We start from the raw sequence: 25,515 nt of genomic DNA on the forward strand, positions 1-25,515 counted from the left end.
GCGACGGGGCTCAGGGCCCCCGGAGGAAGGACGGTGGACAGACCGTGTCCACTCAGGCTGAACTCACCCGTAAAAGGCGGAATCTCGTCCTGGCGGTCTGTTGCACGAGCGTCTTCATCGGCAACCTCAACAACACCGTGCTCAATGTGGCGCTGCCCGCGATGCAGCGCGATCTGCACAGCTCGCTGTCGGGGTTGCAGTGGACCACCGACGCGTATCTCATCGTGCTGGCCTCGCTGTTGATGCTCGCCGGATCCGCCGGTGACCGGCTCGGCCGCCGCCGCGTCTTCCAGACCGGCCTGAGCCTCTTCACCCTGGGGTCGCTGCTGTGCGGGCTGGCGCCCGGCCTGGACTGGCTCATCGCCTTCCGCGTCCTCCAGGCGGTCGGCGCCTCGATGCTCAACCCGGTGGCGATGTCCATCATCACCAACACCTTCACCGAGCCGCGCGAGCGCGCCAAGGCGATCGGCGTGTGGGGCGCGGTGATGGGCGTGTCGATGGCGCTGGGCCCGATGGTGGGCGGGGCACTCGTCCAGGGCGTCGGCTGGCGCTCGATCTTCTGGATCAACCTGCCGATCGGGCTCGCGGCCCTGATCTGCGCCGCCCGCTTCGTGCCCGAGTCGCGCGCGCCCCGGCCCCGCCGGTTCGACCCCGTCGGGCAGATCCTGGTCATGGTGCTGCTGGGCAGCCTGACGTACGCCATCATCGAGGGCCCCAGCACCGGCTGGACCGCGCCGCAGACCCTCTCCTGCGTGATCGCCGCGCCGCTCGCGCTCATCGCCCTCGTCGCCTACGAGAGCCGGCGCGTCGAACCCCTCGTGGAACTGCGGGTGTTCCGCAGCGCCGCGTTCAGCGGGGCGAGCGTCATGGCGGTGTGCTCGTTCTTCGTGCTCGGTGGCTTCCTCTTCCTCAACACGCTCTACCTCCAGAACACCCGCGGCATGTCCGCCCTGCACGCCGGCCTCTACATGCTGCCCATGGCCGTCATGAACATCATCACCTCGCCGATCTCCGGCCGGCTGACCGCGGGCCGCGGCCCGCGGCTGCCGCTGCTGCTCGCCGGGGCCGCCACCACGGCGGGCGGCGCGCTGCTCGCCGCCGGTGCCGCGTTCACGACCGACGGGCTGCTCTTCACCGCGTACGTCCTGATCGGCATCGGCGCCGGGCTGGCCAACACGCCCATCACCAACGCCGCCATGGCCGGCATGCCGAAGGAGCAGGCGGGCGTGGCCGCGGCGATCGTCTCCACCAGCCGCCAGTTCGGCCAGGCGCTGGGCGTCGCGGTGCTCGGGGCGGTGCTCACCACCGGGCTGCACGACGGCGGTACGGGCTACACGCGGGCGGTGCGGCCGGGTTACTGGATCGTCACCGCCTGCGGCGTGGCCATCCTCGTCCTGGCCGTGATCGCCACGCGCCGCGTCGCGCCGCGGGCGGCCGCTCCGATGCCCGAGCAGCGGCCGGTGCCGGCCGCCGTCGCGGAGCGGCAGCACTGACGAACCGGCAGCGGTACGGGTCCGGCGGGGGCGATCGCCCCCGCCGGACCCTTTTCTGCGGTTCTACGGCTCTCAGCCGGTTCCGCAGCGCCCTGAAGGGGCGCGGGGAACTGCGCGACCAGCCAACGACTCACCCGCAGACGACGCACCGGACTTCCAGCGGAGCGTCATGGCGCCAGAATGTCCAGCTCCGCCATCGCGCCCGCCGTGATCTCGCGGGTGAGGGCCTCCGCCCGGACCGGGTCGTGTTCGCGTACGGCCTCCGCGACGCGTACGTGCAGGGTGACCGCCGCCGGGTCGGGGTCGGTGAACATCACCTCGTGCTGGGTGCGGCCGGTGAGGACCTCGGCGACGACGTCACCGAGGCGCGCGAACATCTCGTTGCCCGAGGCGCGCAGGATCACGTGGTGGAAGGCGATGTCGTGGACGAGATAGCGGTCCAGCTGCTGGCCGCGTGAGGTGGCGACCATGCCGAGCGCGTGCTCGGTGAGTTCGGCGCACTGCGCCGGGGTGGCCAGGCGGGCGGCGAGACCGGCCGCGACGGGTTCGACCGCCGAGCGCAGCACGGTGAGCGAGCGGAGCTGGCGCGGCCGGTCGGCGCCGGCGAGCCGCCAGCGGATGACGCGCGGGTCGTAGACGTTCCACTCCTCGGTGGGGAGTACGGTCACGCCGACGCGGCGCCGCGAGGTGACCAGCCGCATGGACTCCAGGACGCGTACCGCCTCGCGGATGACCGTCCGCGAGACCTCGAACCGCTCCTCCAGCTCGTCGGTGCGCAGGACGGTGCCCGGTGCGTACTCGCCTGCCGTGATCGCGGGCCCGAGGGATTCCAGCACGCGCGCGTGCAGCCCCTGCCCCTGGTTTTTCATGGGGTCAGCCTACGGTTCACGAGCACCGGCAATTAAGTATGACTTTTAGGTCACAGGGGCTTGAATACGTCGTACCAATGAGTTTGAGTGGGCCGCGTCGCCGATGGCGTCGAGGTCGACGAAGACAGCGAGGTAGCGATGCAGGCCCCCCACGCCCCCCACGTCGTGGCCGTCATGGGAGTGTCCGGCACGGGCAAGACCACGATCGGCCCCCTGGTGGCGGACGCCCTCGGTGTCCCCTATGCCGAGGGTGACGACTTCCACCCGGCCGCCAACATCGCCAAGATGTCGGCCGGTATCCCGCTGGACGACGCCGACCGCGCCCCCTGGCTGGACGCCGTCGGCGCCTGGGCGCACAGCCGCGCCGGGCTGGGCGGGGTCGTCAGCTGCTCCGCCCTCAAGCGCACCTACCGGGACCGGCTGCGCGCGGCCGCCCCCGGCATCGTCTTCCTCCACCTCAGCGGGGACCGCGCGCTGATCGCCGGCCGGATGGCCGCCCGCAAGGGCCACTTCATGACGGGCAGGCTCCTGGACTCGCAGTTCGCGACCCTGGAGCCGCTCGAAGCGGACGAGGCAGGCGTCGTCGTGGACGTCGCGCCCGCGCCCGAGGCCGTCGCCGAGCGCGCGACCGCCGCACTGCGGCGGCTGTGAGCCCCCGCATCCCCCTCCCACCCCTTTAGGAAGCCCCGTGAGCACTCTCAGCGTCGAGATGCTGGCCGCGGCCCCCGCCGGACCGATCACTTCGGCGGGTCACGCACAGCTCGGGATCGCCGTACTCGTCGGCATCGCCGTCATCGTCCTCCTCATCACCCGCCTGAAGCTGCACGCCTTTCTGGCCCTGACCATCGGCTCGCTGCTGCTCGGCGCCGTCGCGGGCGCCCCGCTCGACAAGGTCATCACCAGCTTCACCAGCGGGCTCGGCGCGACCGTCGCGGGCGTCGGCGTCCTGATCGCGCTCGGCGCCATCCTGGGCAAGCTGCTCGCCGACTCCGGCGGCGCCGATCAGATCGTGGACACGATCCTGGCCAGGTCGAGCAAGCGGGCCATGCCCTGGGCGATGGTGCTGATCGCGGGCATCATCGGGCTGCCGCTCTTCTTCGAGGTCGGCATCGTGCTGCTGATCCCGGTGGTGCTGCTCGTCGCCAAGCGCGGCAACTTCTCCCTCATGCGCATCGGCATCCCCGCGCTGGCCGGACTGTCCGTGATGCACGGCCTGGTGCCGCCGCACCCCGGACCGCTCGCGGCCATCGACGCCATCGGCGCCAACCTCGGTGTGACGCTGGCCTTCGGCGTGCTCGTCGCCGTGCCGACCGCCGTGATCGCGGGCCCGCTCTTCTCCCGCGTCGCCGCCCGCTGGGTGGACATCGCCCCGCCCGAGAAGCTGATCCCGCAGCGCCCCTCGGAGGAGCTGGAACGCCGCCCCGGCTTCGCCGTCACAGTGGGAACGGTCATGCTGCCCGTCGTGCTGATGCTCGCCAAGGCGCTCGTCGACATCGTCGTCGACGACCCCAAGGACCACGTCCAGCGCGTCACCGACGTCATAGGCTCCCCGCTGATCGCCCTGCTCGCCGCCGTGCTCGTGGGCCTCTTCACCCTCGGCCGCGCCGTCGGCTTCGGCCGGGACCGGCTGGCCACGACCGTCGAGAAGTCGCTGATCCCGATCGCGGGCATCCTGCTGATCGTCGGCGCGGGCGGCGGCTTCAAGCAGACCCTGATCGACGTCGGCGTCGGCCGCATGATCCTCGACATCTCGCAGGACTGGTCCGTCCCCGCGCTGCTGCTCGCCTGGCTGATCGCGGTCGGCATCCGCCTCGCGACGGGCTCGGCCACAGTCGCCACGATCTCCGCCGCGGGCCTGGTCACCCCGCTCGCCGCCGACATGAGCACCGCCCACGCGGCACTCCTCGTCCTGGCCGTCGGCGCGGGCTCGCTCTTCTTCAGCCATGTGAACGACGCGGGCTTCTGGATGGTGAAGGAATACTTCGGCATGGACGTCGGCCAGACGATCAAGACGTGGTCACTGATGGAGACGGTGATTTCGGTGGTGTCGCTGGTGTTCGTGCTGCTGCTGTCGCTGGTGGTGTAGGCCCTTTGGGCGACAGGGAGCAATGCACGGTGACGGTGTTCTCCCAGCCTGAGCGCGGCCGGTACAGCGACACCCACATCGCCGACTTCGGGAACACCGTCACGCTTCCGGGTCTTGGCATCTCCCTGGCGACCGAACGGCTGAAGAAACTACGTCCGCTGAACTCGGGGAACCCTCCCTTGCTGTCGCCGCATGCCACGGGCCCGACCGACACCGATGCCAACCCTGCCGACGGCGCGAGCGGACGCCCGCTACATCACCGGGACGACCGTGAGCGTTGACGGCGGCTTCGCCGTCTGACGTTCACGGGCGGTCCGGCGCCTGCGCCGAGGATTCCTCGCAGAGCTTTTTCTCGTGTTCCTGAAGGGACTTGACGGCGCTGGCGAGCGACATGGCGTAAGCGATCGCCGACACATATCCGTTGCCGGGCCCGACCCTCAGTCGGTGCCCGGCTTCGTCAGTCGCGGCGAGGGCGGCATCGCGCACCGGGTCGTCGAGGACGAGCTTGAGGGCGTCCTCCCGCACGACGCGGATCACGCCCGTCAGATAGATCGTGAGCTGAGCGGTCCACGTACGCAGCTCGACGTGCGTGGGCTTCGGGTCGTCCTTGTCGATCAGCTCTTCGAGAATCCGAACGAGTGGCAGGCTGTGGCCGGTCACCGCGGTGCCGGGGAAGACGGGAACCATGCGAGGTCCTAGGGGAGTTGTCCGTACGGGGTTCTTTCGGTTCTCAGCATCGGGGCGTAGCGCTAGGGTGACCAGTAGTTACGGTGTTAGAAGATCGGGAACGATGTCAGGGGATGTCGGCTCCCGGAGCAAGGGGGAGCGACTGTGCCCGCACCCAAGCGACTTCACCCCTCGTCGCTCAATGAGTGGTACGGGAAGAAGATCCGTAAGCTGCGCATCGCGCGCGGGCTATCGCAGGAGCAGCTGGGTGAGTTGGTGCGGCTCTCGCGGAGCCGTATCGCGCAGTACGAACTGGGTACGGATGTGCCGCCGTTGGATATCGTGCGGCTGCTGGACAAGGTGCTTGAGGCGGGCGACGACCTCATTGAGCTGTGGGACTATCTCACGCACGGCCGTGATGACAGGTGGGCCGAAAAGCTCGTCGATGCCGAGTCCCAGGCGAAGAAAATCCAACACTATACGGACACGATCCCTGGCCTGCTTCAGACCAGGGAGTATGCGACGGCCATGCTGCGAGCGGGTGTGCCCTTCTTCGGTGGCGATCCCGACGAGAAGGTCGAAATCCGAATGGGGCGACAGGACGTCCTGGGTGGCTCCAACCCGCCCTGGATCTGGAGCGTTCTGGATGAATCAGCTCTCTATCGGACCCTCGGTCAGCCGGACGTCATGCGGGACCAGCTGTTGCACTTGATCAAGCTGGGAGAGCAGCCGCGCATCAATGTCCAGGTCATTCCGTTCGGCCAGGACACCTTGATCGCAGGCATCGGCTTGACCTCGATCTTCAGCCTCCGTGACGGCCGCACAGTGGTGTACCGGCAGGAACCCACCGACCCGAAGTTCATCACCGCCCCGGATGACGTGGAACCTTTCGTCGCCCTCTATGATCACTTGCAAGCGGAAGCACTGTCGCCACGAGCATCAATTGGATTCATTCGCCAGGTAGTTGAGGAGAAGTACGCGTGATAGGCACCCTTGCTCATGCTGCCTGGCGCAAGAGCTCCTACAGCACCAATGCTGAGGGTTGTGTCGAGGTCACCGACGACTTCCCCGGCATCGTCCCCGTCCGGGACAGCAAGAACCCTTCCAGACCGGCCCTGATGGTCACTTCCGATGCCTGGGCCGCGTTCGTCACCGCCGTGAACGCGGACACCCTGACCGCCTAGGGAACCCGTTCGAGGGATGTGCGCCAAGTAGCCGCGGCCGGGCGGAAATCGTGCTTTACGGTGGCGGCAGACGGGTTGCCTCGTTCCGACATACGAGGCGACCCCTGGCGGTGCTACCCACACCAGTCCAGGGGTCTACACCCGGTTGGGAGATAGGCCCACCAAGTGCTTCGGCATGCTATCGCGCCTGCGCGTGCGTTCACGCAGGTTGCCAACGACATCATTCGCCATCCCGAGCTCTCCTCGGACGCCGTGCGCCTGCTGATCTGGCAGCTGTCGCTGCCGCCCGCCGCGGATCTGCCGCTGTGGAAGGTGGCGGAGCGGGCGGGGATCAAGACGACGGGGTTCATCCGTGCGAAGCGGGAGCTGGCTGCGGCCGGTTACTACCACGAGTGGCGCAAGCAGGGGCGGGGCGGGCGGTGGACCACCGAGCAGCTCGTCTCCGGGGTGCCGCTGACGGCCGAGGAGGCCGCTGCCGCGCGCGAGGCGCCACCGGGTACCGATATTCCGGCCGTCGGTGAGCCGGGGCGCCGGTCCGTCGGCCGTTACCAAGACAAAGACACGAGGGAGAACACTTCCCAACCTCCCCAACCCGCCCCTCCGGAAGAGCCCGAACCCGCCCCCGTGCCACCGCCTCTGGTCCAGCAGGGCGCGTACGCCCTGACCACCGTCTCCCGCACCGAGCGCCGGTTACGCCTGACGGGCCGGGACATCGCCCGCCTCGCACCGCTCGCGGGGGAGTGGTTCCAGCGGGGTGCGTGTCTGGCGGAGGTCCGGGAAGCGCTGACGGGCGGGCTGCCCGATCACGTCCACTCCGCCGCCGGATTCATCCGCAACCGCCTGCTCCGCAAGATGCCGGACGCTCCCACGTTCGCGGAACAGCGCGCGAAGGAACGGCAATTCACGCAACCACCCGTACGGGCGGTGGCTCCCTCTCCTCCCGCTCACGACACCTCGGGTGCCGTGGCGGCGACCCGCCGAGGCATGGCCGCCGTACGGGCGGCGCTGCACGGGGCGGGCCCGGAAATGTTCCCGGCTCAGGGACCCGGTGCGGGAACGCCGACGGGATGGACATAGGCTCCGATACATGGGGCACGAAGCGCTTCGGCGCCGTATTCGAATCTGGCTGGTCGTCTTTATCGTCGGCCTCGTATTGAGCGGACTGACGGCCTTTCCGCTGGTCACCGAAATCCGCTGGCTCGATGAGGCGTTGCGCTCCGACGGCTCACCGGTGCCCGGCCACCTGCCGGGCCTGGTCGACTGGGTGGGCAGGGTCCGCGAGGGCCTGGAGGCGACCGACACGAAGTACCCCTTCGTGCTGTACGGCACGGACTGGCTGGCCTTCGCCCACCTGGTCATCGCGATCGCCTTCTACGGCCCCTACCGCGACCCGGTCCGCAATATCTGGGTCATCGAATTCGGAATGATCGCGTGCGCGGCCATCGTCCCGCTGGCCCTGATCTGCGGGCCGATCCGGGGAATTCCCTTCTATTGGCAGCTGATCGACATGTCGTTCGGGTTCTTCGGGGTGATCCCGCTGCTGATCGTGCGGCGCATGATCAAGCGGCTGGAGGCGTACGAACTGGCGGCGTAGCCGCGTCCGCCGCGCACACGCACGTGCGGCCGCACCCCCCGTACGGGGCCCGGCCGCAGACGGATGAACTGGTCAGGCTGCGGCCGTGTTGAAGGACAGCGATTGCTTGGGATGGAAATGTGGAGCCGTCAAGGGGGCGGGGCTCTCGGCGACAAACGTCGCTGAAGGCTTGTCCCTCACCAGGTCCATCCAGTCCCACACCGTGCAGTCATGCCGCACATAGACGACCTTTTGTGGCCCCTTCGTGTCCACTGAGAAGTGGACGCCCGTGATCACGTCGTCCCTTGAGCTGACCAGTACGACATCCCGGTTCGCCTCGGCTATGAAGCGCATGACTTCATGAGCGGGTTCGTCATGACCGGCGATGGCCAGGATGTGTTGATCTGCCGGGTTCTCCAATGGAAGGCGGGACACGAACTGGGAGAAGCCGGCGAGATGTTCCATCAGCGCGGCGAAGACTTCCTGCCTCGACTCGGTGAACCCCTGCGCAGGCGTGGAGCGGAACGAGAAACTCAGAGCGTTCGCCAGGAAGTAGTCGATCTGCGTCATCTCGTGCCGGGTCGGGTAAAGGGTTCCGTCGTCAAGGCCGTGCTGGCGCAGCCAGTCATTCACCTCGCTCCAGAGCCAAGCATGCGCCCGGCCCACGGTGCCTTCCGGCAGGGGGAAGGGCCCTTTGTCGGCGAGGCGTGCGCCGGTCGCCCACTGATGAACGTTCTGACGTGAGCGACCTGTTCGCTCGGCGATCTCCTGCACCCCGACCAGATCACGGTCCAGCCGCAGCAGTCGCAAGCCGGGAATCAGGCCGCGGGCTGTGTGGGCCACGGAGAGCGCGGCTTCGACAGCGCTGTCCCCATGGGAAGAGACGCCGAGGAGGTTTTGACCACCGGCCCGGGCGAGCATTGCGTCCAGTTCATCTGCGAGGCGGTTGACTGCTGTGTCGTCGTCGACAGTCGCTCCGTCCACGACGAACGTGAACTCATACTCCATGTGGATGCCCCCTGTGTTGGTGGCCAGAGTGCCTGAGCTGTTGGCAATCGTCAACAGTAAGATCTGCCATATTGGGGCAAATCGCAAGCCTGTGAGTGGGATGTCACTCGCGCGGCCTCCCTGTCCGACTTCTGTTCGGGGCGTCTGGCGGCAGAGGGCATCGGCGTGCCATGCGAGCGATCCGCCTGGCGAGATTTCCCTCGTTCTGTGGTGTCCCTGCAACCGGAATCGTCGTGCACGCGTTGTCGCACGGGCAGTACAAGCGGGCGCCGTGCCCTTCCTTGTGGAGGGTCCAGCCGCCCTCCTTCAGCAGTTCCTCGACGACCTTGCGCACGTCCTTGGACTGGATGCTCGACGCATCCAGGGGTTTGCCGACCATCAACTCACCCCCGAACGACAAGGGGGGTCAACCAGCCAGAAGTTGGCGAGCCGTGCTGGAAGCCGGAGCTCGCCGACGATCACAAGGGGTATGCGACTATGGTTGTGTGATGACACTGAGGGGGATTCTCCTCTGACGCCGGCCTCGACGCGGGACCGGCCACTCCCCGAGGCGCGTTGCTATTTGTGCCGGAGGTGTCGCTCTCTGGCACTGTTCGGACCAAGATACTCCCAACTGCGGTCGTGCGCCCGGATCTACCGGGCATCAAGTGATCGAACCCGAAGGTGGTCGACCCGCCGGGCTGCCGTCGCGTATTCACGCAACTCCACGTCATGGTCGTCCTGTTCGGGGTTTCCGTGCCGCACGTACGTGCGGCCGGACCCCGTACGGGGCCCGGCCGCACCGGAAGCGGAGGATCAGTGGGCCGTGCCCGACCACCAGATCGCCTGGCTGCCGTCGTAGATCACGACGTTGCCGTCGTCCTGGACGGCCAGGCGGGAGCCCGGGTGGCCCCAGGTGTGGGAGTGCCATGCCGCGCGGCCGGAGCGGGTGTAGACGACGAAGTTGCCGTCCGTCTGGAACTGGGCCGTCCAGCCCTGGCCGACGGTGTCGGAGTTCCAGCGGGCGCGGCCGAACTCGTCGTAGATGACGAGGTTGCCGTCGGTCTGCATGACCAGCGTGGCCGTGTCGGAACTCACCGACTCACCGCGGCCGAGGGCGAACGGCGCGTTGTACACCTGGCTCGCTCTGATCCCCACGCCCGTCGTCTGTCTGGCGGCGTCGGCCGAAGGGGCGTGGTCCGAAGGGGCCGCGCTCGCCTGCCCGGCGAGCGTCATGGCGGCGAGTGCGGAGGCTGCGAGAAGTGTGGCGACTTTCTTCCTCACCGGAGAACTCCTTGCGTCAGGTGGTTCCTCCAGCGGTGCCCGGCCGGGAACCGCACGCCGGACTCTGGCACCAGGTGCGGGGCGGAAGGATCCGCCCCGCACGGCCCTGACGCGTTCGCACTACTTTTTGACCGGAAACGGTCAGAACGGGTGTCCCGCCAGAGCGGGTGTCCTGTCAGAACGTGCGCCCTGCTCAGGCGCGGCAGCTCGGGTGTCCCCAGCCGGTGTCCAGCTTGGTGATCGGCTCGCCCGCCGCGTAGGCCGTGCCGCAGGTGCAGCGGCCCGGGAACTTCGCCTTGATGGTCCGCGCCCCGCCTCCGCCGCCGGAAGTCGGCTTCGCCCCGGCGGCCTGCTTCTTCACCGGGCGCGCCTGGCGCGCCGGTCGCGCCGGGGTGGCGCGGGCCGGGGCGGGCACGGGCATTTCCGCGTCGCCCAGTGCCGTCCCGGCGGGCCGCTGGGTGCCCGCCGCGTCGCTGGCGGCCTGGTCCGCGATCGCGTTGAGGTGGTCACCGTCCTCGCGGTGCGCCGGGACGTAGCGGAACTCCACGTCCCGCCCCGTCAGCAACTCGTCGATCCGCTCGACCAGTTCACGGTTGGCGACCGGCTTGCCTCCCGAGGTCTTCCAGCCGTTGCGCTTCCAGCCGGGCAGCCACTGGGTCACCGCCTTCATGGCGTACTGCGAATCCATGCGCACCTCCAGCGGGGTGGTGGCCGGCACGGTCTCCAGGAGGTCCTTCAGGGCGGTCAGCTCCGCGACGTTGTTGGTCGCGGTGCCGAGGGGGCCTGCGGCCCAGCGCTCGGGCCGCCCTTGCGGATCGGCGACGACCCAGCCCCATGCGGCCGGGCCGGGGTTCCCCTTGGACGCGCCGTCGCAGGCGGCAATGATGCGGTCAGACATCCTCCGATCATGCCAGGGCTGGCGCGGGGGCGGAAAACGATCGGGTGGGGTGGGTGGGTGCGGGTGCGTTGCCGGGTGCGGGCTGCTTTTTCCCCAGCCCCGCCCCTTCCCGAAACTGGGGCGCGTGCCCCAGACCCCCGGCTGCGGGTCGGTTGCCGCCTGCGGCGGGGGCGGCCTGCGGCCGCGTCCTCAAACTGGGAGGTGCCCCCAACGGGCTGGAATTCGGTGGTTGGGGTTCGCGTCAGCCGGTCCGTTGGCTGGGGCTTGTGCCCCCAGGCCCCCGGGTGCGGGTCCGTTGCCGCGAGTTCTCAAACGCCGGACGGGCTGAAAGCTGTGGTTACGGTCCGCTTAAGCCGGCCTCCGGCTACGGGACCAGCCACCCCACATACTCCCGCACATCCCCCGGATCATCCGTCGCCAGTGCCACATAGCCGTCCGGGCGTATGAGGAACAAGCCCGTGCCGTAAGCCGCCTTGGCGTGGCCCTCGGTGTCCAGGAGGTCTGCTCGGGGGCCTCCGATTCGGCAGGGGTGCAGCCATTCCGTGGAGGGGAGGTCGTCGTCTCGGCCGGTGAGGTCGAGGAGGGTGAAGTGTGGGCCTCGGAAGGTGTCGAAGAGGCGGGTGGGTGCGCCCTCGGGGGTGTGGCAGGGGGCGTCCGGGGCGCGGTCGCCCGCTTGGAGGGCGTCCTCGGGCAGCCGGTGGCGGCGCTCCCGGGTGAGGGGGCTCTCGCGGTAGGCGATGTGGAGCTGGTGGGTCTCGGTGCCCCGGGGCGAGAAGCCGGATTCGGTGGCCCGGTCCGCCGCGTTCTGCCGGGTGGACAGGCGCAGGACGTCGGCCGCGACGGGCACCCGCTCGGTGTCGTAGGAGTCGAGCACGGCGTCGGGCGCGCCCCGCAGCACCGCTGCCAGCTTCCAGCCGAGGTTGTACCCGTCCTGCACACCGGTGTTGAGGCCCTGGCCGCCAGCCGGGGAGTGGATGTGGGCGGCGTCGCCGGCGAGGAGGACCCTGCCCGTGCGGAAGCGCTCCGCCATGGCGGCGTTGGCGCGGAACGCGGAGGACCAGCGGACCTCGCCCACCCGCAGCCCCGGCAGCCCGGTGCGCTCGGCGACGAGGCGGGCCAGGGCCTCGGGTGTGGCGTCGCGCTCGGGGTCCGGCTCGTGGGTGGTGTCGTTGAAGCCGGCGATGAGCTGGAAGGTCTCCACGCCCTCCAGCGGCCGCAGGGCGAGCATCCCGCCCGGCGCCGTGGGCCACATGTGCCAGTGGTCGCGGTCGAGCCCCTCCAGCATGAGGTCGGCGAGCAGCACCGGACGGGCGTCGACGGGGGTGCGGGCGAAGGGGGTGCCCAGCGCCCTGCGAACGGCGCTGCGGCTGCCGTCGGTGCCGACCAGATACCGCGCCCGCACGCTCTCGGTGGAGCCGTCGGCGTGCCGCAGGGTGGCCGTGACGCCGTCCTCGTCCTGGGTGAATCCGGTCAGCTCGGTGCTGAACTCCACCGTGCCGCCCAGCTCTTCGAGCCGGGCGTGGAGCAGCTCGACCGTGCGCCACTGGGGGAGCATGCGGATCTCGGGATGGGGCACGGCGGGTGTGGGCTCGGCCCGCTCGACGAGATCCCAGACGCGCAGGCGCTCGGTGCCCTCCCAGGTCTGGATCCGCGGGCACGGCCCGGACGCCGCCAGGATCGTGGGCCCGAGGCCCAGGTCGTCGAGCGCCTCCAGCGTGCGCGGCTGGAGGGCCGTGCCCCGCGAGCCGGGGAAGCCGCGCTCCGCGCGCTCGACGATCCGGTGGCGGACGCCCCGGCGGGCGAGGTCGGCGGCGAGGACGAGACCGGTCGGGCCCGCGCCGGAGATCAGCACCTCGGTGTCCGTGGGCGGGGGAGCGGGAGTGGCGGTCGGGGTAGCGGAAGCGGCCATGACGGTGTCCATGAGGACCCCCCTTAACGACGTTAAATTCGCTCTGCCCCCAGAATGAACTGAACAACGTTAAGGTGTCAAGGTGGCAACTCGAATCGACCGCGCCCTCGTCGCGCGCACCGCGCTGGACCTGCTCAACGAGGTGGGCCTGGAGGGCCTCACCCTGCGCAGGATCGCCAAGGAGCTCAACGTCCAGGCCCCCGCGCTCTATTGGCACTTCAAGAACAAGCAGGAGCTGCTCGACGAGGTGGCCACCGAGATGTTCCGGCGCATGGCCGAGCCGCTCGCCGCCGCCGAGGGAGACACCTGGCAGCAGCGGATGTCCGCCGCGATCCGCGAGATGCGCCGCTTCCTGCTCGCCTACCGCGACGGCGCCAAGGTCTTCAGCGGCACGCGCCTGACCGATATCAGCTACGCCACTCCGCTGGAGCACCTGCTCCGCGACTGCCTGGACGCCGGGTTCACCCCGCGCGCCGCCGCCCGCGCCTGGTTCACGGTCATCACCTACACCGTCGGCTACGTGATAGAGGAGCAGTCCGTCCACCCCACGCCGACGACGGGCGAGCGCGACCCCGCCTACGACCTGGAGGCACGCGCCCGGCGCCTGGAGGGATACCCGCTGGCCGACGAGGCCGGACGGGAGTTCTTCGGCGACCTCGAATCCGGCTACGAGGACGGCCTGCGCGCCATCATCGCGGGCATCGAGGCCACCCTGCTACCGAGCGGCCCCGCCGCTCCCTGAGAGGCCCTTGGCGGACACGCGCAGCAGTGAGGTCCGCAGCGCCGGCGTGAACCGCCGCTCCACGCAGCGGTTCAGCAGCCACGCCAGCCCCAGCATCAGCAGGATCGTCAGCGCGAACGTCCCGTACGCCGGAACGCCCAGCTTCCGGTGCAGCGCCCCGATCACCACCCACCCCAAGTGCTCGTGCACCAGATAGAAGGGGTAGGTCAGCGCGCCCGCCACGGTGAGCCAGCGCCAGTGCGCCCAGTGCGCCTTGCCGAGCGCGATCAGGGCGACCGCCGCGTAGCCCAGGGCGATGACGGCGATGATGGCGTACGCCGAGCGGTAGGAGAAGTAGTGCGGGTTCGGCGGGTGCCACAGGCCCGCCACCGCGTAGTGCTGGCCGATCAGGAAGCTCACGCCCACGATGCCCCAGGCCAGCGCGTCATGGCCGTATCGGTGGATCAGATAGAGGCCGATGCCGCCGATGAAGAACGACGAATACTCCGGCATGACCACCACCCGCAGCACCTCCACGTGCGACGCGGTCGTCACCACCGTCGCCAGCGTCCACACCGCGCAGAAGAGCACGACCCGGCGGCGCGTCGCCCCCGGCAGCACGACGAACAGCGCGAACAGCGCGTAGAACCGCACCTCCGCCCAGAGCGTCCAGCACACCCCCAGCACCCGCTGCGCGCCCGCCGGCTGCTGGAGCATGGTGAGGTTCACCAGGAAGTCGCTCGGCGAGACCGTACGGTACGCCACCCACGGCAGCGCGAACACCAGCGTCACCAGCGCGATCGCCGCCCAGTAGGCGGGATACAGCCGGGCCACCCGGGAGGCGAAGAACGAACGCAGCGGGCGGCCCCACCCGCTCATGCAGATCACGAAGCCGCTGATGACGAAGAAGATCTCCACACCGAGGCAGCCGTACGCGAACACACCGGACAGCGTGGGGAATTCATGGCGTGGCGAGGAGCCCCACGCCCGGCTGACGTCACCGTCCCGGCCGCCGTAGTGGTAAAGCGCCACCATCAGCGCGGCGATCAGCCGCAGTCCGTCCAGCGCCCGCAGTCGGCCGCCCGGCCTCTCGCCCCGCGGGGCGGTCTCCGGGGCGGCGGGCGCCGTTCGCGTCCTGGGCAGGGCCGGGGCCGTCATGCCGTCACCGTCTCCTTGGTCGTCCGTGCGGACCTGCGGGTCAGCCGCCGCTGCACGGCCCGCGCGCGGCGGGCCACCTTCCGCACGGTCGGATTGCGCGGCAGAAAGGCGAGTTGGGAGGGGAGCGCCCCCGGCAGCGCGAGAGCGGTCAGCCGCCGCCGCTTGAAATAGCGGCGCGTACGCGCGTCCAGATGTGCGGCCAGATACCGCTCGGCCGCCTCCCGCATGCCCGGCAGAACCTGCGGCTGCATGGCGAAACCGACCGCCGCCAGCAGCCCCTGGGTCTCCTCCGCCGACAACTGCCGGTGCGTCCCCGTGTTCTCCAGGCCGGGTAGCAGCGCGTCGACGAGCGTCACGGGAACGCGATTGCTGTTCTGGTACGGAGTGAGCCGCTCCAGCAGCAGATCCGTGCCGGTGGTGGCGACCGGCAGCCCGTGGAACGTGCTCGCCGTCAGCAGCGCGGTCGAGAAGCAGCCGACCACCAGCGCGGGCCGGATCCGCCGGAAGACCACCTCCGCCAGCACCGGCGTCTCCAGCACCGTCAGGTGCACGCCGAGGCGCTCCGCCTCCTCCTCCAGCATCCGCGACCAGCGGGCCGGCGCCGAAGGGTGCGGCTTGAACACCAGCTGCCGGTGACCGCGCCCGGCCGCACCGCGCAGCATCCGTACGTGCAGCCGTTCCTCCTCCTCGGGCGTGAGGATCTCCAGCGCCGACAGATACTGGCCGAGCAGCAGTGCCGCACCCTCCGGAGCGGTCACGGCAGGCGCGGCGGCGGCGAGTTCGTCCAGCACGGCGGTGAACGCGGCGGTGGGTACGATCTCCGGCTCGACCCCGAACTCGCTCAGCAGCAGCGGGCGCAGGCCGGGCACCAGGTCCAGATGGAGCAGTCGGCGGACGCGGGTGCCGATGAGCGGGTCGAGCTTGCTGCGCGTCGGGCCGTAGCTCATCAGCCCGTCCGCGTAGACCTCCAGCGGGGCGTCCGCGAAGCACAGGGCGAGCGCCTGCGCCGGGCTGACCTGGATCGACTCGACGATCAGCGTCAGATCGTCGTCCCCCAGGCCCCACAGCAGCCTCAAGTGCCGCTCCCACAGCGGGGTGTCGTCCGGACGGGGCGTCCAGCCGGTGGGGTGGAAGGGACTGATCGCCGCGTTCCACGACAGCACGCCGTCGAAGCGGGCGCGCAGCACGTCGAAGCCGGGCGCCTCGTCCAGCGGCGGGGTGGTCTCCGGGACCGCCGCCGTGTTGGCGACCAGCAGCAGCCTGCGGTCGGCGGGGGAGAAGCAGCCGGTGTCGAGGGCGGCGGCGAGCGTCGCGGCCCCGTAGAGGGTCGACGCCAGGAAGATCTGGGTGCGGGGACGGCCGTGCATCAGGCGGAGACCCCCGGGGCGGTGGGGCGGCGGCGCAGGCGGCGCAGCCGGGCGGCGCGGTCGTGATCCATGGAATTCAGCGCGTCCTTGACCAGATCGGGGGGCATGCGCCGGAGCGCGGCCGCGCTCTTCGAACGCAGTGCGCGGGCGACCGCGGGTTCGAAACGCTCGATCGAGCCGAGATGGTGGGAAATGATTGCGCAATACGTTCGGACGGCTTTCGGGAGAAACGCGTCCGCGTCCTTGTCGAGCGCCGTCTCCTCGATTACCTGATCGAACGCGCGAAGGAAATCGAGTTGCCGCACATCGCCGATCTGGGTGAGTGAAGTGGCCACTCCCCGGCGGTAGAAGACGCCCAGCAGACCGGTCACCGCGAAAGTCCGCGCCTCGCGGTGCAGCCGCCAGATCCACGGGCGGTCCTCGGCGGTGCGCAGGCCGTGCCGGAAGTGCAGCAGCCCCTCGTCCAGCAGCCGCCGGTGGTAGATCCCGGCCCAGGCGTAGGGATAGTCGACGGACGTCGAGCGCCCGGCGGGCAGGATCGCGCCGCGCGGATCGAGCACCACTCCGCGCCTGCCGTGCGGCGCGCGCTGGAGGGTGCGGATCCGGCCCGTGCACTGGACGTGGTCGGTGCGCACGAAGTCGACGGCCAACTCCTCGATCGCATCGAGGAGTTGGGGGAAATAGCCGGGTGCGAGCCAGTCGTCGCCGTCGAGGAAGGTCAGGTACTCGCCGTTCGCCGCGTCCAGCCCGCTGTTGCGGGCGGTGGCGAGGCCGCTGTTGCTCGCGTGGCGTACGATCCTGGCGCCCGGCAGGTCGCGCGCGGCACGGTCCAGCAACTCCGGTGTGTCGTCGGTCGAGCAGTCGTCCACGAGAATGAATTCGAAATCCTCGCGGGTGTTCGCTTGCAGACTCCTCAGTGTGTCGGGCGCATAGGTCTGCACATTGAAGAACGGCACGATGACGGAGAGCTTGACCACTCACCGGACATTAGGTGGCCCCCCGGCATTCGTCTTGTCCTGGGGCAGGCGCGAAGGTGAACGAAGCGCGGCGGAATGATGAACCCGCCGCGCGGACAAGCCGATTCGCCGATCGTCGGTGTGCTGTTTACCGGCTGTTGTGCTGGCGTTGGGCAGCCAAACGGAATGGATTCCTATCGTCGGCGACGTGCCATCACGAGCTGTCTCCTCACCGACCGCGCCGCGGATCGCCGTGCTCGCCGACTCCGACACCCGGTGGAAATGGGGTGCGCTCACCGCCCACCGCCTCGCGCCCGGCGCCCGCCTCGACGGCCTGCTGCTCAGGGGCCGCGCGACGCCCACGGTCCGCCAGCTCGCCGAGGTCGGCGTGCGCGCGGAGACGCTGCGCGAGGTGACGGCGGCCGAGTTCGTCCGCACGACCGGCCGTGAGCGGTACGACATCGTCGTGCTCGCCTGCGTCGGCGGTGCCGTCCAGGCCATGCTCCACGGGCTGGCCCACGCGTGGGGGACCGCGCCGACGCGCCCGGTCGTCGTCACCGGCTACGTCGGCGTCGTCTACGAGAAGCTGGCCGACGGGCTCCTTCTGCGGCACGGCGCGGACGTCGTACTCGCCAACTCCCCGCAGGACGCGGAGCGGTTCCGTGCGGTGTACGAGGGCGTGGGGGCGCCCGCGGACAGTGTGACGGAATGGGCGCTGCCGTTCCTGTCGGACGAGAGCGGCGAGGAGGCGGACCCCGAACCCCGGCCGTTCACCATGGTGTTCGCCGCCCAGCCGTCCGTGCCGGAGAGCCGCGCCGACCGTACGTATCTCCTGAACCGTGCGGCTCAGCACGCACGGAAGCACCCGCGGCGCGACGTCCTCATCAAGCTCCGCAGCAAGCCCGGTGAGCACACCACGCACATCGAGGAACTCCCGTACCAGAAACTGGCCTCCCGGATCCCCGGCGGCCTGCCGCCCAACTGCCGTCTCGTCTACGGCCACATGGGCGAGGTGCTCGACCGCACCGACCTCCTCGTCACCGTCAGCTCCACGGCCGCCCTGGAGTCACTCCACCGGGGTGTGCCCACCGCCGTCCTCACCGACCTCGGCATCCGCGAGGCCCTCGGCAACCACCACTTCCTCGGGTCCGGCTGCCTCGCCTCCTGGGACCGGCTCGACGCCGGACACCTCCCGGAGGCGGACGCGGACTGGGTCGCCCGGCAGGGCGTCGCCACCACTGGCCCGTACGCCCACGGCACCGTCCACGACGCGGCCCGGCGGCGCGTCGCCGAACTCGTCGCCCGGCCCGCGCTCCCACCGCTCGCCCCCTATTACACGGCCGCGACCGCCCCCGGCTACCTCCCCGCGGTCCTCGCCCGCCACGGCCTCGACCCCGAGGGCCGGCCGCTGCCCGGCACCGCCAGGCCGCCCGGCGAACCGAGCGCCCTGCGGCGGGCGGTACGGGAAGCGGCGCGTGGTGCGTACCGCCACGGCGTGCAGCGCGTCGCGCCCGTCATCCGGCGGCTGGGGGAGCTGTGAGCGACGCCGCCGTTCCGGAACACGCTCCGGGCGCCGTTCCGGAAGCCACCGTGTCCGCCGCCTTGGGATCCGCTTCGCAAGCCGCCCCGGAGCGTGTTCCGGAACACGCTCCGGACGCCGCTCCGGAATTCGCCGCGGAATCCGCTTCGGAAGGAGCCGCCATGTCCGCCACCCCGGACACTGCCCCGGACACCGTCCTGGCCGTCATCCCCGCCCGCGGGGGGTCGAAGGGGGTCCCCGCCAAGAACCTCGCCCCCGTCGGCGGCGTCCCGCTCGTCGCCCGCGCGGTGCGCGCGTGCCGCGCGGCCCGCCTGGTCACCGACGTCGTGGTGTCGACGGACGACCCCGGCATCGCGGCGGTCGCGCGGGAGGCCGGAGCGGTGGTGGTGCCGCGGCCCGCGGGGATCGCGGGCGACACGGCGACGAGCGAGGCGGCGGTGCTGCACGCGATGGACGCGTACGAGGCGATGTACGACCGGAGGGTGTCCACCGTCCTGCTGGTGCAGTGCACCAGCCCCTTCGTCACGGCGGCCGACATCGACGGCGTCGCGGCGGCGGTGGCCGAACAGGGCGCGGACACGGCCCTGACGGTGGCCCCGTTCCACGGCTTCGTGTGGCGGGAGGAGGCGATCTCCCCGACCGGCCCTTTCCCGAACCAAGCCTCCGTCCCGGACGACGCTCAAGTGCCGGACGGAGCGGGCGGGGTGGCGCGCGAGGCGGGCCCCGGTCCGCGAGGGCCGGGCGGGCCCGGCGCGCCCACCCGGCAGGCCGACCCCGGCAGCCCTCGGGCATCGGACGAGCCGGGTTCCGGTTCCCGGCTGTCGGGTGTGCCTGTGGGGCGGGAACCGGTCTCCGGGCTTCAAGAGGCGGACGGGTGGCAGGCCGGCCCCGGTCACCCACGGGCTTCGGACGGGGGCTCCGGCGTGCTCGTCACCCAGGAGCCGCCCCCCGCGCTCCGAGACGCGGACGCGCCCCGCGCTTCGGTGGCGGCTGAAGGCGTCGCGGCGCAGCGCGGTGCGGGGCCTCGGGGGCCCGTCACCGGTCGTGGGGCGGGACGGGCAGGGGAACAGGCTCCCGATCCCCAAGAGGCGGACGCGCCCAGCGCTTCGGTGGTGGCCGTTCGCGGCCGTGAGCCGGTCCGTCCGGCGGTCGAGGACGTCGCGGCGCAGCGCGTTCCGGGGGTCCGGGGGCTCGCCCCCGGTTCCGGGGAGGGGCGGGGAGGGGGGAAAGACCCCGGCCCCAGCAGCGGCGGGCGCGGCGTCAACCACGACAAGGCGCACCGCCCCCGTCGCCAGGACCGCCCCCAGGACCTGCTGGAGACCGGCGCCGCGTACGCCATGCGCGCCGACCGCTTCCGCGCCGAGCGCCACCGATTCTTCGGCCGCACCGAACTCGTCCGCACCGACCCCGCGCGCGTGCTGGAGATCGACGACCCGCACGACCTCGCTCGGGCCCGCGCGCTCGCGCCCCTGCTCGACGCGCCCGCCGCCGCGCTGCCCTCGCGCGAGGACGTCGACGCCGTCGTCATGGACTTCGACGGCACCCAGACCGACGACCGGGTGCTCATCGACGCCGACGGCCGCGAGCTCGTCGCCGTGCACCGCGGCGACGGCCTCGGCGTCGCCGCCCTGCGCCGCGCCGGGCTGGCGCTGCTGATCCTGTCCACCGAGGCCAACGCGGTCGTCGCCGCGCGCGGCCGCAAGCTCGCCGTGCCGGTCCTGCACGGAATCGACCGCAAGGACCTCGCCCTCAAGCAGTGGTGCGACGAGCACGGCATCGCGCCCGACCGCGTGCTCTACGTCGGCAACGACGTCAACGACCTCCCCTGCTTCGGCCTCGTCGGCTGGCCCGTCGCCGTCGCGAGCGCCCACGACGCCGTACGCGGCGCCGCCCGCGCGGTGACCTCCGCACCCGGCGGCAGCGGAGCCCTCCGCGAGATCGCCTCCTGGCTCCTCGGCCCCACCCTCTGATCTTCCTCTGATCTCCCCGATGTCTCCGAGCCCTAAGGAACCTCCCCAGATGAGCCCCGCCCTCCGCACCCGCCGCCTCGGCGGCAGGACCGCCGGCCCCGGACACCCCGTCTACATCACCGGCGAGATCGGCATCAACCACAACGGCGACCTCGGCAACGCCCTCGCCCTCATCGACGCCGCCGCCGACGCCGGCTGCGACGCCGTGAAGTTCCAGAAGCGCACCCCCGAGATCTGCACCCCGCGCGACCAGTGGGACGTCGAACGCGACACGCCGTGGGGCCGGATGACCTACATCGACTACCGCCACCGGGTGGAGTTCGGCGAGGAGGAGTACCGCCGGATCGACGAGCACTGCCGGGAGCGCGGCATCGACTGGTTCGCCTCGCCCTGGGACACCGAGGCCGTCGCCTTCCTGGAGAAGTTCGACCTGCCCGCCCACAAGGTCGCCTCCGCCTCGCTGACCGACGACGAACTCCTGCGGGCCCTGCGCGCCACCGGCCGGACGGTCATTCTCTCCACCGGGATGTCCACGCCGAAGCAGATCCGGCACGCCGTGGAGGTGCTCGGCAGCGACAACATCCTGCTCTGCCACGCCACCTCGACCTATCCGGCGAAGGCCGCCGAACTCAACCTCCGGGTGATCCACACCCTCCAGGCGGAGTACCCCAACGTGCCGATCGGCTACTCCGGCCACGAGACGGGCCTCCAGACGACGCTGGCGGCCGTCGCGCTCGGCGCCACCTTCGTCGAGCGGCACATCACCCTCGACCGGGCGATGTGGGGCTCCGACCAGGCCGCGTCCGTCGAGCCGGGCGGCCTCCAGCGGCTCGTACGCGACATCCGCGTCGTGGAGGAGGCACTGGGGGACGGGGTGAAGAAGGTGTACGAGAGCGAGCTGGGTCCGATGCGCAAGCTGCGCCGTGTGACGGGCGTCGTCGCCCAGGACGGCGACGAGCGGGCCACCGACCGCGCACCCGCCACGGTCTGACGGGCCCTTACGGTGACCGCGCCCGCCGGGCCGTCCGCCCGCACCCTCGCCTTCGTCGAGAGCCCGGTGCAGCTCCTCAACGTCCTCGAATGGGCGCACGTCACCGGAGACCGGGGCGCGGGCACCACCGTGCCCGAACCCCGCGACGGGGAGCGGCCGCTCCGCGACGGCATCCCGCGCCAGCCGAAGGACCGCGACCCCGCCCCGGTCCGCCCCGCCGGCGCCGGCCTCCTGGTCGTCGTCCTCGCCCCGCACGACCCCATGACGCGGGGTCAGCTGCGCCGCATGGCCGAGCTGGCGCGCGAGCAGGGGCACGAGGTGCGCTGGGAGGAGGCGCGGGGCGGGGCGGGGGCGCCGGTGCGGACCGTCGGCGGCCTCGCGGGGGCGCTGCGCAGGGCGCACCGGGTCGTCATCGGGGACCCGTTCTCACGCTATGTGCAGCTGCTGCTGACGATCACCCCGGCCCGGGAACTGGTCGTGGTGGACGACGGAACCGCCACCATGGAGTTCGTGGCCCAACTCGCCCGTGGGGAGCGCCTCGTGCGGTGGCACCGGCGCGGCAGTCGCGGGGCGCGTGACATCGCCTTCGCGCCGGTATCCGCTTCCGCGCGCCGTCGGCTCACGCCGAACGCCCGCCGGGCGGTAGAGGTGTTCACCTCGATGCCCGTCGAGCCGCCGCCCGGCGTGACCGTCACACCCAACGACTTCGCCTGGACCCGCGCCACCTTCGGCCCGCCCCGCCTCACCCGTGGCACCGACCTCGTCGGCACCTCGCTCGTCGAGACCGGCGTGGTGGACCCGGACCGCTATCTCGACGCCGTCGCCGCCCTCACCCGCACCCACGGCGCCACCCGCTACTTCGCGCACCGCCGGGAGAGCACCGACAAGCTGCGCCGCATCGCCTCCCGCGTCGGGCTGGAGGTCGTACGCCCCGAGCTGCCGCTGGAGCTGATCGCCCGGCGCGGCCCCATCGGCCGCACGGTGCTCAGCTTCCCCTCGACCGTGGTGCACACCCTGCCGCTCGCGCTCGCGGGCACCGGCGTCACGGTCGCCGTCTGCGACATCGACCCCGTCTGGCTCACCGAGGGCGCCTCGCCCAGGGCCGAGGGATTCCTCTCCGAGGTGACGGACACCGCCCCTGATGTGCGACGACTTCCGGTCATGCCGATGACGGCCCCCTGAGCCGTAATAATTGGTCATACCCCGCCCGCGACCCATCCATGCGGCTGAACTTTTCTAGATCTGGGGGCAGTTGCCTCGGTGAGGGCTCTACCCTTCACTGCGTGAACCATCTGATGCCTTTGGACGCCGAACCCGACACCGTCGACGCCAAGCTGCCCGGTGCACTCCCGTCCGCGCTGCGCGCCGAACTCATCGCGTTCCGCCGTGACTTGCACATGCACCCGGAGCTGGGGAACCGCGAGTTCCGGACCACCGCGGCGGTCAAAGCGAGGCTGGAGAAGGCCGGGCTCAAGCCCCGCACCCTCTCCACCGGCACCGGACTCTTCTGTGACATCGGCCGGGACGCCGTGCGGCAGGCCGGCCGGCACACCACGGTGGCCCGCGGCATGCTCGCGCTGCGCGCGGACCTGGACGCGCTGCCGATCCCGGACACCAAGACGGTCCCGTACCGCTCGACCGTCCCCAGAATGGCGCACGCCTGCGGTCACGACGTGCACACCACCGCCGTGCTCGGCGCCGGTCTCGTCCTCGCGGAGCTGGCGGCGCGGGGGGAGCTGCCGCACCCGGTCCGGCTGATCTTCCAGCCCGCCGAGGAGGTGCTGCCCGGCGGCGCCCTCGACGCCATCGAGTGCGGCGCGCTGGACGGCGTGGGCCGGATCATCGCGGTGCACTGCGACCCCAAGGTCGAGGTCGGGCGCATCGGCCTGCGGCAGGGCGCGATCACCTCGGCGTGCGACCGGCTGGAGGTCTCGCTGGACGGCCCCGGCGGCCACACCGCGCGGCCGCACTTCACCACCGACCTGGTGACGGCCGTGGCCCGGGTGGCCACCGACGTCCCCGCGGTGCTCGCGCGCCGGGTCGACGCCCGCTCGGGCCTCTCCCTCACCTGGGGCCGGATGGAGACCGGGCACGCGCCCAACGTCATCCCGCAGCACGGCGAACTCTCCGGCACAGTCCGCTGCCTGGACCTGCACGCCTGGCGGGACGCGCCGGACCTGGTGCACGCCGCGATCGACGAGGTCGCCACGCTGCACCGCGCGAAGTCGGAGATCAATTACGTCCGGGGGGTGCCCCCGGTCATCAACGACCCCGAGGTCACCGAGCTCCTGCGGCGCGCCATGACGGCGCGCCGCGGTCCGTCCTCGGTCGAGGACACCGAGCAGAGCCTGGGCGGCGAGGACTTCTCCTGGTATCTGGAGCACGTGCCCGGCGCGATGGCCCGGCTCGGGGTCCGGTCGGTGGGCGATAACACCCGACGTGACCTGCATCGGGGTGATTTCGACGTGGATGAGGGTTCCATCCAGGCGGGGGTGGAATTCTTCACCGCCGCCGCACTGCTGGACGGCCGGCTGCCTTAAATGATCGATCAATTGGAGGATCCCCCAAAGCCTTCTCGGGGCTTGCCGGCCGCATTCGCCGCGTTTGGCGGGCGTTTGAGGCTCATTTTCCGGGGGTTTCCGATCAATCAGTAGGCAATCGGGTCAAGAACCGTTCGCATCGGTCCGATAACGGCTTTCAAGCACCCCTTTTATCTGCATCTACGCGCGTTACGATGCCCGCGAACCAGCGCCGACGGAGGCGCTTCGAGTGAAGGGGCCCCTTCGTGCGCCGGGTATCCACAATCACTGTCGCGGGGATCGCCACCGCGGCTCTCGCATTCACCCTCACCGCTTGTGGTGAGTCCTCGACCGAATCGGGTGGCGGGAAGGGCAAGGGAGTCGGTCTTGCCTTCGACGTCGGTGGTCGTGACGATCACTCCTTCAACGAGTCCGCGGCCCGTGGCCTGGACAAAGCTATGAAGGAACTCAAGGTCAACGGCAAGATGATGACCGCCAAGAACGGCGAGACCGAGGCGGAGCGCGAGCAGCGCCTCAGCTCGCTCGCCGACGCGGGCTACAACCCGGTCATCGGCGTGGGCTTCAACTACAAGAACTCGATCGAGAAGGTGGCCAAGGACTACCCGAAGACCGCCTTCGCGGTCGTCGACTCCATCGCCGCCGGCTCGAACGTCGCCAGCATCACCTTCGGTGAGCACGAGGGCTCCTACCTCGCGGGTGTCGCCGCCGCGCTGAAGTCCAAGACCCACAAGGTCGGCTTCATCGGCGGCGTGCAGAACGCGCTGATCCAGAAGTTCCAGGCCGGCTTCGAGCAGGGCGTGAAGGACACGGACTCCAAGGCGGAGATCCGTTCCGAGTACCTCTACACGAACAACGACAAGGGCTTCAACGACCCGGCGTCCGCCAAGGACAAGGCCAAGGGCATGCTCGACGCCGACTACGACGTGATCTACAGCGCGGCGGGTCTCTCCGGCAACGGCTCGATCGAGGCCGTCGCTGCCAAGAAGGGCACCTGGGCCATCGGCGTCGACTCCGACCAGTACCAGCAGCCGGGCCTGGAGAAGTACAAGGACTCCATCCTCACCTCGGTCGTGAAGAACGTCGACGTGGCGGTCTTCGACTTCATCAAGAGCGTCCAGGACGGCAAGCCCTACACCGGCGAGAAGAAGTACCTGCTCAAGGACAACGGCGTCTCGCTGGCGACCTCGGGCGGCTTCATCGACGACATCAAGCCGCAGATCGAGGCGGCCAAGAAGAAGATCGTGGACGGCGAGGTCAAGGTCAAGACCTCCCCGTGACCCGGGGGACCGGTCCCGGCCGGTCCTGCGCGGCCACGGGCCCGGT

24 protein-coding genes and 1 pseudogene are annotated in these 25,515 nt (G+C 70.6%); 16 read left to right on the top strand and 9 right to left on the bottom strand.

The genetic code is table 11. The features are described from left to right. Positions 1–44: 44 nt before the first annotated feature. Positions 45–1,493 carry an MFS transporter gene (locus ACFY1P_RS27825; RefSeq protein WP_390752151.1) on the top strand — a complete coding sequence of 483 codons (1,449 nt, stop codon included), beginning with the start codon at positions 45–47 and terminating at the stop codon, positions 1,491–1,493. A 167-nt stretch (positions 1,494–1,660) separates the two neighbouring features. Here the strand turns inward: ACFY1P_RS27825 and ACFY1P_RS27830 are convergent, their stop codons facing one another. Beyond that, complete coding sequence (locus ACFY1P_RS27830; RefSeq protein ID WP_390752152.1) at positions 1,661–2,362, bottom strand: FadR/GntR family transcriptional regulator; 702 nt, start codon at positions 2,360–2,362, stop codon at positions 1,661–1,663. A 138-nt stretch (positions 2,363–2,500) separates the two neighbouring features. Here ACFY1P_RS27830 and ACFY1P_RS27835 point away from each other — a divergent pair, with 138 nt between their 5' ends. Genes ACFY1P_RS27835 through ACFY1P_RS27845 form a run of 3 tightly spaced genes read left to right on the top strand, consistent with a single transcriptional unit; the run spans position 2,501 to position 4,729 of the window. Continuing rightward, positions 2,501–3,013: a gluconokinase gene (locus ACFY1P_RS27835; protein ID WP_390752176.1), complete on the top strand. Its 513-nt coding sequence runs from the start codon at positions 2,501–2,503 to the stop codon at positions 3,011–3,013. A gap of 37 nt (positions 3,014–3,050) precedes the next feature. Further along, on the top strand, positions 3,051–4,448 hold the full coding sequence (locus tag ACFY1P_RS27840; protein ID WP_390752153.1) for a gluconate:H+ symporter: 1,398 nt from the start codon (positions 3,051–3,053) through the stop codon (positions 4,446–4,448). Positions 4,449–4,477: 29 nt separating this feature from the next. After that, on the top strand, positions 4,478–4,729 hold the full coding sequence (locus ACFY1P_RS27845) for a hypothetical protein (RefSeq protein ID WP_390752154.1): 252 nt from the start codon (positions 4,478–4,480) through the stop codon (positions 4,727–4,729). Between the two features lie 22 nt (positions 4,730–4,751). Here the strand turns inward: ACFY1P_RS27845 and ACFY1P_RS27850 are convergent, their stop codons facing one another. After that, positions 4,752–5,135, bottom strand: a complete 384-nt coding sequence (locus tag ACFY1P_RS27850; RefSeq protein WP_361528300.1) for a DUF6415 family natural product biosynthesis protein — start codon at positions 5,133–5,135, stop codon at positions 4,752–4,754. Positions 5,136–5,279: 144 nt separating this feature from the next. On the opposite strand from ACFY1P_RS27850, the gene ACFY1P_RS27855 reads away from it, so the two are divergent. From ACFY1P_RS27855 to ACFY1P_RS27870, 4 genes are all read left to right on the top strand, one after another. Continuing rightward, positions 5,280–6,098, top strand: a complete 819-nt coding sequence (locus ACFY1P_RS27855) for a Scr1 family TA system antitoxin-like transcriptional regulator (protein ID WP_390752155.1) — start codon at positions 5,280–5,282, stop codon at positions 6,096–6,098. Further along, positions 6,095–6,298 (top strand): DUF397 domain-containing protein, encoded by a 204-nt coding sequence (locus tag ACFY1P_RS27860; protein WP_390752156.1) that lies wholly within the window; start codon positions 6,095–6,097, stop codon positions 6,296–6,298. Before ACFY1P_RS27855 ends, ACFY1P_RS27860 begins: the two co-directional genes overlap by 4 nt. A 165-nt stretch (positions 6,299–6,463) precedes the next feature. Next, a complete protein-coding gene (locus ACFY1P_RS27865) occupies positions 6,464–7,375 on the top strand; it encodes a hypothetical protein (protein WP_390752157.1) in 912 nt (303 codons plus the stop codon). Positions 7,376–7,385: 10 nt separating this feature from the next. Further along, positions 7,386–7,892: a hypothetical protein gene (locus tag ACFY1P_RS27870; RefSeq protein WP_390752158.1), complete on the top strand. Its 507-nt coding sequence runs from the start codon at positions 7,386–7,388 to the stop codon at positions 7,890–7,892. 72 nt (positions 7,893–7,964) lie between these two features. Here ACFY1P_RS27870 and ACFY1P_RS27875 read toward each other — a convergent pair whose 3' ends face one another. From ACFY1P_RS27875 to ACFY1P_RS27890, 4 genes are all read right to left on the bottom strand, one after another. Next, on the bottom strand, positions 7,965–8,879 hold the full coding sequence (locus ACFY1P_RS27875) for a helix-turn-helix transcriptional regulator (protein ID WP_390752159.1): 915 nt from the start codon (positions 8,877–8,879) through the stop codon (positions 7,965–7,967). Between the two features lie 795 nt (positions 8,880–9,674). After that, the gene (locus ACFY1P_RS27880) at positions 9,675–10,142 is read right to left on the bottom strand and encodes a hypothetical protein (protein ID WP_361528312.1); all 468 of its coding nucleotides are present in this window, start codon (positions 10,140–10,142) and stop codon (positions 9,675–9,677) included. Between the two features lie 193 nt (positions 10,143–10,335). Further along, a complete protein-coding gene (locus tag ACFY1P_RS27885; protein ID WP_361528314.1) occupies positions 10,336–11,040 on the bottom strand; it encodes a ribonuclease H in 705 nt (234 codons plus the stop codon). A gap of 364 nt (positions 11,041–11,404) precedes the next feature. Next, complete coding sequence (locus ACFY1P_RS27890) at positions 11,405–12,961, bottom strand: FAD-dependent monooxygenase (RefSeq protein WP_390752160.1); 1,557 nt, start codon at positions 12,959–12,961, stop codon at positions 11,405–11,407. Between the two features lie 70 nt (positions 12,962–13,031). Between ACFY1P_RS27890 and ACFY1P_RS27895 the strand changes: the two genes are divergently transcribed. Further along, positions 13,032–13,691, top strand: coding sequence for a TetR/AcrR family transcriptional regulator C-terminal domain-containing protein (locus ACFY1P_RS27895; RefSeq protein ID WP_361528318.1), 660 nt, complete (start codon positions 13,032–13,034; stop codon positions 13,689–13,691). On the opposite strand, the gene ACFY1P_RS27900 is transcribed toward ACFY1P_RS27895, so the two are convergent. From ACFY1P_RS27900 to ACFY1P_RS27910, 3 genes are read right to left on the bottom strand one after another with little or no spacing between them, the layout of a single operon-like run. Beyond that, positions 13,665–14,828 (bottom strand): acyltransferase family protein, encoded by a 1,164-nt coding sequence (locus tag ACFY1P_RS27900; RefSeq protein ID WP_390752161.1) that lies wholly within the window; start codon positions 14,826–14,828, stop codon positions 13,665–13,667. The two genes, ACFY1P_RS27895 and ACFY1P_RS27900, sit on opposite strands and share 27 nt — an antisense overlap. Further along, positions 14,825–16,195 carry a polysialyltransferase family glycosyltransferase gene (locus tag ACFY1P_RS27905; RefSeq protein ID WP_390752162.1) on the bottom strand — a complete coding sequence of 457 codons (1,371 nt, stop codon included), beginning with the start codon at positions 16,193–16,195 and terminating at the stop codon, positions 14,825–14,827. The genes ACFY1P_RS27900 and ACFY1P_RS27905 overlap by 4 nt, the downstream gene beginning before the upstream one ends. Continuing rightward, a complete protein-coding gene (locus ACFY1P_RS27910; protein WP_390752163.1) occupies positions 16,195–17,172 on the bottom strand; it encodes a glycosyltransferase family 2 protein in 978 nt (325 codons plus the stop codon). Before ACFY1P_RS27910 ends, ACFY1P_RS27905 begins: the two co-directional genes overlap by 1 nt. Before the next feature lie 226 nt (positions 17,173–17,398). Between ACFY1P_RS27910 and ACFY1P_RS27915 the strand changes: the two genes are divergently transcribed. The 7 genes and pseudogenes from ACFY1P_RS27915 (at position 17,399) to ACFY1P_RS27945 (ending at position 25,469) form a co-directional block, all read left to right on the top strand. Continuing rightward, positions 17,399–18,691 (top strand): DUF6716 putative glycosyltransferase, encoded by a 1,293-nt coding sequence (locus ACFY1P_RS27915; RefSeq protein WP_390752177.1) that lies wholly within the window; start codon positions 17,399–17,401, stop codon positions 18,689–18,691. Positions 18,692–18,852: 161 nt separating this feature from the next. After that, positions 18,853–19,314: pseudogene (locus ACFY1P_RS27920) on the top strand (cytidylyltransferase domain-containing protein); the annotation flags it as partial. A gap of 195 nt (positions 19,315–19,509) precedes the next feature. Then, positions 19,510–20,661 (top strand): HAD hydrolase family protein, encoded by a 1,152-nt coding sequence (locus tag ACFY1P_RS27925; RefSeq protein WP_390752178.1) that lies wholly within the window; start codon positions 19,510–19,512, stop codon positions 20,659–20,661. Positions 20,662–20,710: 49 nt separating this feature from the next. Then, positions 20,711–21,652: an N-acetylneuraminate synthase family protein gene (locus tag ACFY1P_RS27930; RefSeq protein ID WP_361528326.1), complete on the top strand. Its 942-nt coding sequence runs from the start codon at positions 20,711–20,713 to the stop codon at positions 21,650–21,652. 12 nt (positions 21,653–21,664) lie between these two features. Then, positions 21,665–22,834 (top strand): hypothetical protein, encoded by a 1,170-nt coding sequence (locus tag ACFY1P_RS27935; RefSeq protein ID WP_390752164.1) that lies wholly within the window; start codon positions 21,665–21,667, stop codon positions 22,832–22,834. Positions 22,835–22,947: 113 nt separating this feature from the next. Then, positions 22,948–24,192 (top strand): amidohydrolase, encoded by a 1,245-nt coding sequence (locus ACFY1P_RS27940; protein ID WP_361528336.1) that lies wholly within the window; start codon positions 22,948–22,950, stop codon positions 24,190–24,192. A 245-nt stretch (positions 24,193–24,437) separates the two neighbouring features. Beyond that, positions 24,438–25,469 carry a BMP family ABC transporter substrate-binding protein gene (locus ACFY1P_RS27945; RefSeq protein ID WP_361528330.1) on the top strand — a complete coding sequence of 344 codons (1,032 nt, stop codon included), beginning with the start codon at positions 24,438–24,440 and terminating at the stop codon, positions 25,467–25,469. Positions 25,470–25,515: the final 46 nt, after the last annotated feature.

The organism is Streptomyces sp. NPDC001407, assembly GCF_042895325.1.
Lineage (GTDB): Bacteria > Actinomycetota > Actinomycetes > Streptomycetales > Streptomycetaceae > Streptomyces.